This is a genomic window from Acetobacter ascendens, from assembly GCF_001766235.1.
GTDB classification, from domain to species: Bacteria; Pseudomonadota; Alphaproteobacteria; order Acetobacterales; family Acetobacteraceae; genus Acetobacter; species Acetobacter ascendens.
Genome location: NZ_CP015164.1, coordinates 242,219 through 256,532 on the forward strand (window position 1 = coordinate 242,219; position 14,314 = coordinate 256,532).

The 14,314-nt window shown below is 57.0% G+C and carries 13 protein-coding genes; all 13 read left to right on the plus strand.

Annotated features, from left to right (window positions below; translation table 11 throughout):
* The 13 genes from A4S02_RS01240 to A4S02_RS01300 all read left to right on the plus strand — a co-directional run bounded on the left by A4S02_RS01240 (position 1) and on the right by A4S02_RS01300 (position 14,314).
* Complete coding sequence (locus A4S02_RS01240) at positions 1-2,373, plus strand: RelA/SpoT family protein (RefSeq protein WP_208858899.1); 2,373 nt, start codon at positions 1-3, stop codon at positions 2,371-2,373.
* Complete coding sequence (gene acpS, locus A4S02_RS01245; RefSeq protein WP_019089804.1) at positions 2,370-2,777, plus strand: holo-ACP synthase; 408 nt, start codon at positions 2,370-2,372, stop codon at positions 2,775-2,777. The genes A4S02_RS01240 and acpS overlap by 4 nt, the downstream gene beginning before the upstream one ends.
* 88 nt (positions 2,778-2,865) lie before the next feature.
* The gene (gene lepB, locus A4S02_RS01250) at positions 2,866-3,672 is read left to right on the plus strand and encodes a signal peptidase I (RefSeq protein WP_019089803.1); all 807 of its coding nucleotides are present in this window, start codon (positions 2,866-2,868) and stop codon (positions 3,670-3,672) included.
* 14 nt (positions 3,673-3,686) lie between these two features.
* Positions 3,687-4,403: a ribonuclease III gene (gene rnc, locus A4S02_RS01255; RefSeq protein WP_070324127.1), complete on the plus strand. Its 717-nt coding sequence runs from the start codon at positions 3,687-3,689 to the stop codon at positions 4,401-4,403.
* A 6-nt stretch (positions 4,404-4,409) separates the two neighbouring features.
* Positions 4,410-5,312, plus strand: a complete 903-nt coding sequence (era, locus tag A4S02_RS01260; RefSeq protein WP_003622545.1) for a GTPase Era — start codon at positions 4,410-4,412, stop codon at positions 5,310-5,312.
* Between the two features lie 113 nt (positions 5,313-5,425).
* A complete protein-coding gene (gene pyrH, locus A4S02_RS01265; RefSeq protein ID WP_003622547.1) occupies positions 5,426-6,163 on the plus strand; it encodes a UMP kinase in 738 nt (245 codons plus the stop codon).
* Between the two features lie 148 nt (positions 6,164-6,311).
* Positions 6,312-6,833 (plus strand): ribosome recycling factor, encoded by a 522-nt coding sequence (gene frr / locus A4S02_RS01270; protein ID WP_044583078.1) that lies wholly within the window; start codon positions 6,312-6,314, stop codon positions 6,831-6,833.
* Positions 6,834-6,895: 62 nt separating this feature from the next.
* Complete coding sequence (uppS, locus tag A4S02_RS01275) at positions 6,896-7,636, plus strand: polyprenyl diphosphate synthase (protein WP_019089801.1); 741 nt, start codon at positions 6,896-6,898, stop codon at positions 7,634-7,636.
* Positions 7,633-8,469: a phosphatidate cytidylyltransferase gene (locus tag A4S02_RS01280; RefSeq protein ID WP_070322712.1), complete on the plus strand. Its 837-nt coding sequence runs from the start codon at positions 7,633-7,635 to the stop codon at positions 8,467-8,469. Before uppS ends, A4S02_RS01280 begins: the two co-directional genes overlap by 4 nt.
* Before the next feature lie 76 nt (positions 8,470-8,545).
* On the plus strand, positions 8,546-9,703 hold the full coding sequence (gene dxr / locus A4S02_RS01285; protein WP_070322713.1) for a 1-deoxy-D-xylulose-5-phosphate reductoisomerase: 1,158 nt from the start codon (positions 8,546-8,548) through the stop codon (positions 9,701-9,703).
* 31 nt (positions 9,704-9,734) lie between these two features.
* Positions 9,735-10,847, plus strand: a complete 1,113-nt coding sequence (gene rseP, locus A4S02_RS01290; RefSeq protein ID WP_082246717.1) for an RIP metalloprotease RseP — start codon at positions 9,735-9,737, stop codon at positions 10,845-10,847.
* 85 nt (positions 10,848-10,932) lie between these two features.
* Positions 10,933-13,437: an outer membrane protein assembly factor BamA gene (gene bamA, locus A4S02_RS01295; protein WP_070322714.1), complete on the plus strand. Its 2,505-nt coding sequence runs from the start codon at positions 10,933-10,935 to the stop codon at positions 13,435-13,437.
* A 4-nt stretch (positions 13,438-13,441) separates the two neighbouring features.
* Complete coding sequence (locus A4S02_RS01300; protein WP_070324129.1) at positions 13,442-14,314, plus strand: OmpH family outer membrane protein; 873 nt, start codon at positions 13,442-13,444, stop codon at positions 14,312-14,314.

Genomic DNA, 14,314 nt, shown 5'->3' on the forward strand with positions numbered 1-14,314 from the left:
GTGGCGCATACGGGCGGCGATCATTCTCCTCCGGTTCCGGTTTCCGTTAAGGACTCGGGGGAGGGAATGATGCAGCCTGTTAAAACGGACGCTCCAGTGGAAGAAAGCACCGCTCCAGTTCCCGCCGCAGAAAATGGCGGGCGGAGCGAACTGAACTGCGAGCGTTTGGTCAATAGGGTGCTTACTTATGCACCCAAGGCGGATGTAGAAAGCATTCGCCGCGCTTTTGCCGTGGCCTACAAGGCGCACGAAAACCAAAAGCGCGATAATGGTGATCCGTACATAACCCATCCGCTAGCCGTGGCCATGATTCTGGCCCGCTTTCGGCTGGATGTGCAGTCTATCTGCACAGCTTTGCTGCACGACACCATAGAAGATACCGGCGTTACTTACGATACGCTCAAGGCGCAGTTCGGCCAGAATGTGGCTGATCTAGTAGATGGCGTTACCAAGCTTACACGGCTGGAGCTGCAATCAGACCGCACCAAGCAGGCGGAAAACTTCCGCAAGCTTGTGCTGGCTATGTCTAAGGACATTCGCGTTCTGCTGGTTAAGCTAGCAGACCGGCTTCACAACATGCGCACCCTGCATTTTGTGGAGCGACAGGACAGGCGGCAGCGTATTGCGCGTGAAACGCTGGATATCTATGCCCCGCTGGCCGAGCGCATTGGTATGGACCGCGTTAAGACAGAGTTGCAAAACCTGTCTTTTGCGCAGCTTGAGCCAGAAGCTGATGCCACTATCCGCACGCGCCTGAACTATCTGCGCGGGCAGGGTGCGGATGTTATTGAAGAAGTGCGGCGTGAATTGCTGCGCCTGTGTCATGAAGCCGGGCTGAAGAATGTTCAGGTTTCGGGGCGTGAGAAATCTCCTTATTCCATCTGGGAGAAAATGCAGCGCCGCAATGTGGCGTTTGAGCAGCTTTCAGACATCATGGCTTTCCGTGTGATCGTGGACACGCGTGAGGATTGCTACATGGCGCTGGGCGCCGTACATGCGGCCTACCCCATGATAGCCGGGCGTTTTAAGGATTATATCTCCACCCCCAAGGCCAACGGATACCAAAGCCTGCATACGGGGGTAACGCTCCGTTCCCCCCGTAACCAGAAGATTGAAGTGCAGATCCGCACACAGGATATGCACGATGTGGCAGAAAACGGTGTGGCCGCGCACTGGGCCTACAAGGAAGGCTCCGGCACGGAAGAAGGCGGCTATGGCGGCCTGCGTCGCCCACGCTGGGTGCAGGATTTGTTGGAAATTCTGGAAGCCTCATCCGCCCCGGATGAGTTTTTGGAAAACACCAAGCTTGAACTGTATCAGGATCAGGTTTTCTGCTTCACGCCCAAAGGCCAGCTTATTTCTCTGCCACGCGGGGCCACTCCGGTAGATTTTGCCTACGCCGTGCATAGCCATGTGGGTGATACCTGCGTGGGTGCAAAGATCAATGGTCGCCTGATGCCTTTGCGGCATGAGCTGGAAAACGGCGATCAGGTTGAAATCATGACGGCCCGTGGCGGCGCGCCTTCTCTTTCGTGGGAAAGGTTTGTTGTTACCGGCAAGGCGCGCGCGCGTATCCGCCGTTATGTGGCGCAGCAGCAGCGTCAAGTCTCGCTGGATGGCGGGCGTGCTGCACTGGCTAAAGCCTTCCGTCAGGAAGGTGTGGATGGGTCTGAAAAGATTCTGGAAACCACACTCAAGCCGCTTAAACAAAGCTCACTAACTGATCTGTATGTGGCCGTAGGTGCGGGTAATCTGCCCGCGCGGGATGTGGTGCATACAGCGTACCCCGAACTCAAGCGCGTGCAGCGTGTGCCGCGTATGCTTTCTGGCCTGCCGGGTGTGCTGGGTACGGCAGGGCCACGTGCGCGTGGGGCAGGTGGTGGTTCTGGCCGCCGGTCTTCCAACGCCGCCGTCCCACTGGTGGGGTTGGGTGCCGGTGTGGCCGTGCATTATGCCGCCTGCTGCCACCCCTTGCCGGGGGACAGAATTGTGGGCGTGGTGGCCACAGGCCGAGGTGTAACCATTCACACTCGTACCTGCCAGACGCTGGAAAGTTTTTCCGCAACGCCAGAACGCTTTTTGGATGTGGATTGGGATTACGATGCCATGGCCCGTTCTGGCGGGGCTGGGCAGATGCGGGTTGGCCGAATCAGTATTGTGGCGGAAAACGAGGCTGCCGTGCTGGCCAATATTACCAACTCCATTTCCAAATCTGATGCGGCAATGGTGAACCTTAAAATCGTGCATCGCCAGCTTGATTTCACGGAAATTCTTGTGGATGTAGAAGTGCGAGATCTGCGCCATCTCTCCTCGGTTATTGCCAGCCTGCGTGCTGCTCCCGGCATTACACAGGCAGACAGGGTGAAATCATGACACTGATTTCCGCCGGGGTGGATCTGTGCGATATGCGCCGGATTGCTCAGGCCCTAGAACGGTTTGGAGATCGCTTTACGCAGCGGGTGTTTACACAGCAGGAACGCGCAAAGGCAGAAAGCAGATCCGGCCAGGCGCGTATTGGGGCCTATGCCAAACGCTGGGCCGCGAAAGAGGCCTGTGCAAAGGCATTGGGCACAGGCTTTGCGCAAGGGGTGGCGCATAGCCAGATAGGCGTGCATAACCTGCCATCCGGCCAGCCAACATTGGTGCTTACCGGGGTGGCTGCGCAAAAACTGGAACAGCTTATGCCCCCCGGCACTGTGCCGCATATTGTGCTGAGCATGACGGATGAGCCCCCATACGCGCTGGCGCAGGTGCTGATATCAGCCCGCAAGGCATGAACACCTGCCTTGACATCCAGCGTCCTGCACGGCTTGATCCGCCGGATTTTTCTTTTTTACTGAACCGCAGGAACGGGCGAGACAGCGCATGAGCACACCGGAACATCCTCCCACCACCGGGGCAAGTCAGCCCGAAAAGGGCGGAAATACCGTGCTGGACTCCCTGCGCACCATCATAACGGTGGTGCTGGTGGTAACTGTGGTGCGCACCTTCCTGTTTGAATCTTTTGTGATCCCTTCAGGCTCCATGATCCCAACCTTGCAGGTAGGGGATTACATCTGGGTGTCCAAATTCAGCTATGGGTATTCCAAATATTCCTTCCCGTTCTCACCGAACCTGTTTGAAGGGCGTGTTTTTGGGGCAGAACCGCATCGGGGCGATGTGGCTGTTTTTCGCTACACCAAAGATACATCGGTTGATTACATCAAGCGCATTGTGGGCCTGCCGGGAGACCACATTCAGGTCACCAATGGTCATCTTATTCTGAACGGGCAGGAAGTGCCGTGCCTGAACCCCCATAACTACACCACGCGGGATGAAACGCAGGTGGATATGGAAGGTGAAGCCTGCACCGAACAACTGCCCGGTAGCGCTAATGGCATGGTGGTTAAGCACGATATTCTTAAGCTGACGGATGAAGGCCCGCAGAACAACACGCCCGAATATGTTGTGCCACCGGGTTACTTCTTTGCTATGGGTGATAATCGGGATGATAGCGCCGATAGCCGCTTTATGGGCGATGGCCCCAAGGATCTGGGCTTTGTGCCTATGGAAAATTTGGTAGGCCGGGCGCAGCGTATCTTCTTCTCAGTTCAGTCTTCCCACCCGTTCTGGCAGGTCTGGTACTGGCCAGTTGAAATCCGCTGGGCGCGTATTCTGCGGGGCGTATCGTGAGAAAACCAAGCAATATTTCAGATGCCGCACGCTTCCGGCTGGAAGAACTGGAAGTGCGCCTAGGTTATCGCTTTGTCAATCCTGATTTGTTGCAGGAGGCGCTGACACATCGTTCCGCCGCGCATCAAAAGGCAGGTGGGCGCAAGCGGCAGAAAGCCAAGGGCGCAGGCTCTAACGAGCGGCTGGAATTTATAGGGGACCGCGTTCTGGGCCTGCTGATGGCCGAATGGTTGCTAGAGCGCTTCCCGAACGAGCAGGAAGGTGCGCTGGGGTCTCGGCTGGCGCATCTGGTCTCTCGCGTGTTCTTGGCGGAAATTGCGGATAAGCTCGATCTGCCGCAGTCTCTTACCGTTGCCGCGCATGAAGCCCGCGCAGGTGTGCAAACTGCCGCCAATGTGGTGGCGGATGCGCTGGAAGCCGTGCTTGGTGCGGTTTTTCTGGATGGCGGGCTGGAACCTGCACGCCAGATGGTGCGGGATTGGTGGAAATCTGCACTGGATGCACAGGCCCATCCACCCAAGGATCCCAAAACCGCGTTGCAGGAATGGGTGCTTGGCCGCGGGCAAAGCTTGCCAGTGTACGAAACAATAGGGGCAGATGGCCCCTCTCACGCACCGCTGTTTGTGGTGCGCGTTACAGCGGGTGGCCTGTTTGGTGAAGGCCGGGCAGGCAGCAAACGTGCTGCGGAAAGTGCCGCCGCCGCTGATTTACTAGAAAAACTGGAGGGGTAGCCCAGCATGGCTGACGATACCACGCGCTGCGGTTTTGCTGCCCTTGTGGGGGCACCAAACGCAGGCAAATCAACACTTCTTAACCGTATGGCTGGTGCCAAGCTGTCCATTGTTTCTCCCAAGGCGCAAACCACGCGCTTTCGGGTTCTGGGCATTCTTATGCGCGGGCACAGCCAGATTCTGTTGGTGGATACACCGGGAATTTTCCGCCCCCGCCGTAAGCTGGACCGCGCCATGGTGGCAGCAGCGTGGACGGGTGCCGAAGATGCAGACATCACGCTGCTGCTGGTAGATGCCCGCAGCGGGCTAACAGAAGCCGTGCAGACCATTATTGAGCGTCTGGCAGAAACCAAGCGCAAGGTCTGGCTGGTGCTGAACAAGACCGATCTTGTGCCCGCCACCGCCCTGTTGCCGCTTACGGCGTCTATTACGGAAAAGCTGCCGGTTGAGCACGTGTTTATGGTGAGCGCACGCACTGGCAATGGTGTGGAAGACCTGCTGGACAAGCTGGCCGCAAGCCTGCCCGAAGGCCCGTATCTGTACCCCGAAGATGATCTGACAGACCTGCCAGACCGGCTTTTGGCTGCCGAACTGGTGCGTGAGCAGATTTTTATGCAAACGCATGAGGAAGTGCCCTACAGCGCCACGGTGGAAACAGAAAGCTATAAGGAACGGCCTGATGGATCTGTGCGCATAGATGCCACCATCTATGTGTCCCGCGCGGGGCACAAGGCCATCCTGATTGGCAATGGTGGCCAGAAAATCCGCCAGATTGGGGAGCGCGCGCGTAAGCAGCTTTCCAGCCTGCTGGAACGCCCCTGCCACCTGTTTCTGAACGTAAAGGAACGCGGTGGATGGGATGAAGAGCGCGCCCGCCTGCGCGCCATTGGTCTGGACGACGTGCCATAAACTACCGCATGGGCGCTTGTGGCCGTGGCCCATGAAGGATAAGAGGGGGCGATCTCGCCGTATCTGCATACGGTGTGGGATCTGTGTGGGACTTTCTGCAAGATCGAGGGCCAATGACTGCTTCTGTAGGCGAAAAGCCAAGCCGTAAACGCGTGTTGCTCAAGGTGTCGGGGGAAGCCTTGATGGGGAATGGCGCCTTCGGAGTGGATCAGCAGACGGTAGAACGCATTGCCCATGATATTGGCGAAGTGGTGCGTTCCGGCACGGAAGTGTGCCTTGTTGTGGGGGGTGGCAACATCTTCCGCGGGCTGGCGGCAGCCGCCAAGGGCATGGACCGTGCGCAGGGTGATTACGCCGGTATGCTGGCAACTGTTATTAACGCGCTGCTGCTGCAAAATGCGCTGGAGCGCGAGCAGATTGCAACACGGGTGATGTCCGCCATCCATATGTCTTCCATTGCGGAGCCATATATCCGCCGCCGCGCTGTGCGGCACATGGAAAAAGGGCGTGTGGTTATTTTTGCTGCGGGCACGGGCAACCCGTTCTTTACCACGGATACAGCCGCTGCCCTGCGCGCTGCGGAAATGGAATGCGACATGCTGCTGAAAGGCACGCAGGTAGATGGCGTTTATTCCGCAGACCCCAAAAAAGATCCCTCCGCCAAGCGCTATGAAGAACTGACATACATGGACGTGCTGGCCAACCAGCTAAACGTGATGGATGCCGCCGCCATTAGCCTTGCGCGTGAAAACCGTCTGCCTATCATTGTTTTCAATATTGGCGCGGAAGGGGCCTTCCCGCGTGTCATGCGCAATGAAGGGCCTTTCACACGGATTATCGAAGCCGCCTGAAAAGCGCCGCATCACTCTGGTAAGCACAAGCCGCCAGAATGACCGACAAACTGAACGGGGCATGTAAGGCCATGCCCTGCTGTAGGATGCAACGGGAGAAAACACCGTGTCTGACTTGAATGCTCTGCTGGATGACCTGAAGCGCCGTATGGATGGCGCGCTGGATAGCCTGCGCCGTGATTTTTCTGGCCTGCGCTCTGGCCGCGCAAGCCCGGCTTTGCTGGAACCTGTGCGGGTGGAAGCCTATGGCGGTGAAGTGCCGCTAACACAGGTTGGTTCCATTGCTGTGCCAGAAGCACGTATGATTACCGTACAGGTGTGGGACCGCGCCTTGGCTGGTGCCGTAGAACGCGCCATCCGTGATTCCGGCCTTGGCCTGAACCCGGCGGGGGAAGGCCAGACCATTCGTGTGCCCATTCCGCAGCTTACGGAAGAACGCCGTAACGAGCTGGCAAAAGCTGCTGCCCGTTATGCAGAGGGCGGTAAGGTAGCCGTGCGTGGCGTGCGCCGTGATGGCATGGACAAAGCCAAGGGTTTTGAAAAGAAAGGTGAAATCAGCCAGGACGACGTAAAAACCTGGTCTGACGCCATTCAGAAACTGACAGACCAGTATGTGAAAAAAATTGATGATATGCTGGCTGATAAAGATAAGGAAATCAAACAGGTCTGAGGCAGTATTGGTGCTTCTTCGGATGTGTTTGTGCACGTTAATGGGGTGGAACCCTGCCTGTTATGTCCACGCGGCTCGCTGATAAAAAACCGGCAATTCCAACCCATGTTGCTGTCATCATGGATGGAAACGGGCGCTGGGCGCGCGAACGCGGTCTGCCGCGCCTTGCCGGGCACAGGGCAGGGGCGGAAGCCGTGGCCCGTTGTGTGCGTGCAGCCATGCAGCGTGGCGTGGCGTATTTAACGCTGTATGCGTTTTCATCAGAAAACTGGGCACGCGGGCAGGAGGAGGTTTCAGACCTTACCGGCCTTTTGCGGTATTACCTGCGCCACAAGGTGCGGGAACTGCATAAGGAAGGCGTGCGCCTGCGCTTTATTGGTGATCTCGCCCGCTTTGATGACAGCTTGCGAGAGGAACTCGCGCAGGCCGAATCCTTAACGCGTGGCAATAGCAAGCTTACGCTTATTCTGGCGCTCTCTTACGGTGGGCGGTTGGATATTGTGCAGGCCGCGCAGCGTTTGGCGCAGGAGGTCAAGGATGGCCGCATTGCGCCAGAACAGATTACAGAAAGCGTATTCACCAACTTTTTGTGGACCAGCGGCGTGCCAGACCCCGATGTGGTGGTGCGTACCAGTGGTGAATGTCGGCTTTCCAACTTTCTGCTGTGGCAGAGCGCGTATGCTGAACTGGTGTTTTTAAACGTGTTCTGGCCCGATTTTAACGAACGACATTTTGCGATGGTGCTAGACCAGTACGCCCAACGAGAACGGCGTTTTGGCGCGCGCCCTCAAGGCCCGGCATGAGCGCGAACACGCAGGATACTTCGGCTTGGCGTGATTTGCGCCCGCGGCTGATGTCTGCCGCTGTGCTGGTGGCTGTAGCCGGTACGTGCATTGGCTTGGGCGGCTTGGCGTATGATGCTCTTATTCTGGGCATGATGGGCGGTATGGCGGTAGAGGCCGCAGCCCTGTTTGGGCTTTCCGTTAAAAGCTGGCGCGGCGTGTTGTATCTGCTGTGGGCTGTATGTGCGGGGCTTTCTGCCGCTACCGGGCATTGGGCTTATTTTGGTGTTTTCTGCATTAGCTCCTTAGTGTTTGGTGCCCCGCTTTGCGCCATTATGTGCGTGATTATTCTGGCAGGCACGGCGCTGCTATGGTTGCGGCAGGCTAGCTTTTGGCCCGTTCTGTTTGTGATTGCCGTTGTGGTGGCCAGTGATAGTTCGGCCTACGTGGCAGGGCGTATTTTTGGTGGCCCCAAGCTGGCTCCGCGTATCTCTCCGGGTAAAACACGTTCCGGCGCTGTTGGCGGCTTGGTCGGCGCTGTGGCTACCGGCGGTATTGTTGCCACACTTTCCGGTTTAGGTGGCGTGGGTTCCGCACTGGTGTGGGGGGGTATCTTAGGTATTTCCGCCCAAACGGGGGATCTGGCCGAAAGCGCGATGAAGCGCGCCTTGGGTGTGAAGGATTCGGGCAAGCTGCTGCCGGGGCATGGTGGGCTACTGGATCGGTTTGATGGGCTGGTGGTGGCTGCGCCTGTGGCGGCACTGGTTTCTGTATGTGCGGGGGCATCCATGCCGTTTTGGGCAGCGGGCGCACGCACTATTTTAAGGGCTCTGGCAGGCCATCTGCCGAGGTAGGGCCAATAGGTGGTGTGGCCGCCTGTTGGGGTGGTTTGCCGCCGTTTGTATTTTCAGGTTTGGAAAGACGTTAAGCATGAGAACCGTAACCGTTCTGGGCAGCACAGGCAGCATTGGCTGTTCAACCGTAGATCTGCTGGAGCAGGCGCGAGACCAGTTTCGGGTGCGGGCGCTTGTGGGGGGCAAAAACGCTGCCAAACTGGCAGAGCAGGCCCGTAGCCTAAAGGCAGAACTGGCCGTTCTGGCTGATGAAGGCGCGTTTGAAGAGCTAAAAACCCTGCTGGCAGGCAGCGGCACGAAAGTTGCCTGTGGCCGTCAGGCGGTTATTGATGCCGCAGCCCTTCCGGCAGATTGGACAATGGCCGCCATTACTGGTGCTGCGGGGCTGGAGCCTACGCTGGCAGCGGTAAAGAACGGAAAAAGCATTGCGCTGGCCAACAAGGAAGCCTTGGTATGCGCAGGTGATGTAATGCTGCGTGCCGTAAAGGAAGCAGGTGCCACACTGCTGCCGGTGGATTCTGAGCACAACGCTGTTTTTCAGGCTATGGCCGACCGGCAGATTGATCAGGTTGAAAAAATTATTCTTACCGCATCGGGTGGACCGTTCCGCACCTCTACGCTGGAAGAAATGCGTGTGGTCACCCGTGCGCAGGCGCTTAAGCACCCAACGTGGAGCATGGGGGCTAAAATCAGCATCGATTCTGCCAGCATGTTCAATAAGGGGCTGGAAGTTATTGAGGCTGCCCGTATCTTTAATCTGCCAGAAGATAAGATTGATGTGCTGGTGCACCCGCAATCTGTTGTGCATGGCATGGTGCAGTACACAGATGGCAGCCTGATTGCCCAGATGGGTTCTGCCGATATGCGTATCCCCATTGCACACACGCTCACATGGCCCAAGCGTATGGCCACCACGTCTCCGCGTCTGGATCTGGCGGCTTTTGGTAAGCTGGAATTCTATGCACCGGATGAAGTGCGCTTTCCCGCACTGCGCCTTGCGCGTGAGGCGCTGCGCAAGGGGGGGGCGGCTTCTGCTATCCTTTCCGCTGCCAATGAAATTGCGGTTGATGCCTTCTTGCATGAACAGATCGGCTTTTTGGATATTTCCCGCATTGTGGAAGAGGTGATGGTAGCCCTTGGCGCACCGTCAGCAGATACGCTGGATGCCGTGCTGCATTGGGATGCCGAGGCACGCCGTGCCGCACAGCGCCTGATTCCCGCCCACGCGGCTTGAGAAAACGCAGCCCCCAGCCGATATCGGAAGAATGATGATACACGATTACCTGCGTACACTGCTTTCCTTCGTTTTCGTGCTGGGTGTGTTGGTGAGCTTTCACGAACTTGGCCACTATCTGGCGGCCAAGTGGCGCGGCGTGCATGTTGAGGTGTTTTCGCTCGGGTTTGGCCCGGCCCTGTTCCGCTGGCGCGATAAATCCGGCACGGAATGGCGTATCTGCCCCATTCCCTTGGGCGGTTACGTACGCCCCCACGGGTTTGAAGACCCCGAAGACGCCACGCCAGAGCAAAAAGCTGCGTGGATTAAAGGCCGCACCTTTCACGATAAATCGGTTTTTTCCCGCGCTATTGTTATTCTGGCGGGGCCGATTTTTAACTTCATTCTGGCCTTTGCGCTGTTTGCGCTGTTGTTTGCCACAACGGGCCAGCCGCATGTGCGCGATCAGATTGCAACCGTTATGCCAAATGGCGCGGCGGCTGTGGCTGGCGTGCAACAGGGCGATGTCATTCAGCGTATCGGCAGCCATGACGTAACGGGTGTGGAGGATATTCAGGCCTCCATTTCCACGCAGGCTGGCGCACAAACCACGCTCACCGTCAAACGCGGTGAACAGAGCGTGACGTTGCCTATCACCATCGGCAAGGCCCCGGATTCGACTCCTCAAAAGCCGCACGGCCAGCTTGGCATTATTTTTGCCACGGAAGTGGGTAAACCATTGCCATTTCCGCAGGCTGTGGTGGCGGGCGTAAAAGCAACATGGAACGCTAGCGTGCAAACGCTGGATGGCGTGTGGCAGATTCTAACCGGGCAGCATACAGCCAAAGATTTGGGCGGTCCGCTCAAGATTGCGCAACTTTCCGGGCAGGTGGCGCAGTATGGGTTTGCCAGCCTGTTGTCCTTTATGGCGCTGCTTTCTGTTAACCTTGGGCTGATTAATCTCTTCCCCGTGCCGCTTCTTGATGGTGGACGTCTGGTTTTTTATGCCATAGAGGCAATAAGAGGCCGCCCGGTTTCCAAGCGGGTGCAAGAGATCAGTTTTCAGGTTGGTTTTGCATTGCTTGCAGGCCTGTTCCTGTTCTCCACGTTCAATGACCTTTCAGGTTTTGGCCTGTTCAGGTGGATTGCTTCGCTTGTAGGATGAATGACGGCGGGAACAGGAAGGGAAGTGCTTGCGTGACAGGGGTGATTTCGGATACCTCCCGTTGCGGGCGGAATGAGAACGGAAGATGGGCTTTCGTACGAAAAGCGACCCGGATGGAAGGAAGCAGATCTTGACGGGTAAGCGTTCAGCCCTGTTCGTTTCTGTCTGTGTGCTACCTTTTGTGATGGTGGATGGCAGACAGGCATCCGCCGCATCAACAGAAGGTACAAATGCTGCCGCACCAGCGGCAGTGGTGGCGCCCTCCCGCGCGATACATGCGCGTACGCCGCGCCTTTCCGAATCCACATCATCTGTTGCGCCTACGGGCGGATATATTGAAGATATCCGGGTATCGGGTAACACCCGTATCGAAACCAACACCGTATTGTCCTACATGGTTGCACGTGTGGGGGACCCGTTCAGCCAGGATGATCTGGACCGTTCGCTTAAGACCCTTTACGCCACCGGGCTATTTAAGGATGTGACGCTGCGCCGTGATGGCAACATCCTGCTGGTGCGCCTGAAGGAAAACCCCATCGTCAACCGTATCGTGTTCGAGGGGAACCACGCGGCCAAGGATGAAGACCTGCGTAAGGTGCTGGCTCTGCGCCCGCGTGCGGTGTTCTCGGCCGAAACCACGGCGGATGACCGCCAGCGTATTCTGGAAGTGTATGCCCAGAAGGCTCGCTTTGCTGCGGTGGTGACGCCCCAGATTATCAAGCTGGCCCATAACCGTGTGGATGTGGTTTTCCAGATTAACGAAGGGCCGCAGACACTCATCAGCAAGATCGCGTTTGTGGGCAACAAGGCTTACAGCGAATCCAGTCTGGCGGGTGTTGTTTCCTCCAAGGAAACAGCTTGGTACCACTTCCTGTCCTCATCCGATGAGTACAACCCCGAACGCATTAAATACGATGCGGAATTGCTGCGCCGGTTTTACCTGCGCAACGGGTTTGTGGATTTTCAGATCAAGGACGTAAAAGGCGAGCTCTCGCCGGATCGGAAGTCCTTCTACGTCACCTTCACCATGGATGAAGGTGTGCGCTACCGTTTGGGCAAGGTGGATATCCGCTCCAGCCTGCGCCATGTGCCAGCTAAATCTCTGCGTAAGTATGTCGAGCTGTTCCCGCACCAGTGGTACGATGGTAAGGCCGTGCAGGATAACGCCACGGATATGGAGGAAATCCTTCAGGCCGAAGGGCATCCGTTCGCGCAGGTACGTCCTACCATTGCCCGTAATCCAGAAAAGCGGATTGTAAACCTGCTGTTTGATGTGAGCGAAGGCCCACGCCATTACGTTGAGCGTATTGACGTCAACGGCAACACTATCACGCAGGATAATGTGGTGCGCCGCCAGTTGCCGTTTGCTGAGGGTGACCCCTACACAACCAGCTACAAGAAATACGCCAAGGAAGCAGTGCAGGATCTGGGCTTCTTTAAAAGCGTGGATGTTTCCACGGCCCAAGGCTCTGCGCCTGATCGCACCAACGTTGCAGTTAACGTGGTGGAAAAACCCACAGGGGAGTTCTCGCTTGGTGGCGGTTACTCAACCGACGTGGGCGTGATCGGTAACGTCGGGCTGAAGCAGCATAACCTGCTGGGCACCGGGGTTGATGCCGGGTTCTCGGGCACGGTTTCGCAGTGGCAGAAACAGGCAGATATCTCTATCACCAACCCTGCATTCATGGGGCGCAACCTTGTTGCCGGTGCGGATATCTTCTTTGTTGAAAACAATTACCAGACCTATCAGAACTATTCTGAAGGACGTTACGGTATTACTCTGCGCATGGGGTATTCATACAACCGCTATCTGTCCCAGTCCTGGAACTATAGCCTGATCCGCCGTTGGGTGGGTGATACGTGGGATCAGTCCTCCTACTACGTGCTGGATCAGAAGGGTAAGTCTCTGCTCTCACAGCTTAGCACCACCCTTATGTATGATACGCGTGATAACCGCATGGCACCGCATAGTGGGTACTATGTGTCTGTTGGTGGTGACTTTGCCGGTATTGGCGGCGATGAAAAATACGTCCGCGGTAAGGTTAACGGCGCGTACTATGTGCCGTTGGATGATATTACCAACAGCCATAGCTGGACGTTTATGGTGCGCGGTGGTGCCGGGTACATGGCCGACTGGGGCAATGGCCGCCACGATATTATCGATAACTTCTATCTGGGTGGTAACAACCTGCGCGGCTTCTTGGATGGTGGTGCCGGGCCGCGTAGTGTGGGTATCCTGAACCATTCATCTGAAGATCTGTTGGGTGGGCGCTTTATGTATAACGCTTCCGCCCAGCTTAACTTCCCTATTCCGTTCCTGTCTGACATGGGTATTGGCGGGCGTGCGTTTGTGGATACAGGGAGTGTCGCTGGTTTGCGTGTGAAGCGCCTTTATACAAGCAAGGCGAATGATGGCAGCTATTACACGCCTGTCAGCGGTGATACATTGCGCCCACGTGTAAGTGCTGGTGCTGGTTTTTCATGGAAAAGTCCGTTTGGTCTGCTGAACATCGATCTGGGTGTGCCCGTTATGCGGAGCCATAATGACCGCACGCAGCTCCTTCGCTTTGGCTTCGGCCAGCAATTCTGAGGTAATAATGCGTTTTTCCACCAGAACTGCCCTGCTGGGGGCTGTTGTCCTGTCTTTCTCTTCGGCTTTTGTGCCATCTGCACAGGCGCAGAATGGGGGCGGGTGGTTTGTGCCCAAAACCCAGCAGCCTGCCGCACAGGCTCCAGCGCAGCATCCGGCTGCGGCCCGTCGTGCCCCGGCTCCGGTGCAGTTGCCCGCACCGCCGGCTGATAGCCAAGAAGCAGATCAGGCTCCGCCCGTACTGCCGCTGCCGCCTATTCCGTCTGCGCCAGAAGTTGCCAAGGAAGCGCCGCCGCCCACAACAGTTATTGGTGTGATCAGCGTTGGCGGCGTTATGCGTCAGTCTTCTGCTGTTATGCAGGTTGAACGTACTCTGGGTGGCCGTCGTGATGAACTGGCGCAGGACCTCCAGAAGGAACAGGCTGGCTGGCGTGATGAGCAGCAGAAGTTACAGGCGCAGGCCAAATCTCTGACATCCGAACAGATTCAGACGCGTGAACGCAGCCTTCAGGCCCGCGTGATGAAAGCCCAGCGCGATTTCCGTAACCGTAACCGCATCATTCAGGAAGCGGCGCAGGTTTCTCTGGGGCAGATCGAACGTGAACTGGTGCAGGTTATCCAGAAAGTGGCTGCAGCCCATGGCATGAACCTTGTTCTGCACAGCGAACAGGTGGCCCTGCATGTTGATGGGCAGGATATCACTAACGAAGTGGCCGTGCAGTTGAACAAGATTCTGCCATCCGTGTTCATTCCGGAAGCCAATGTTGACCCTGAAGAGCTGGCCAAATCTGGCAAGATGCCCACAACGGCAGATGCAGATCAGGGCCCACGCACAGGTCCGGCTCCAGTAGTGGCACCGGCAGCCGGGCAGCAGTAA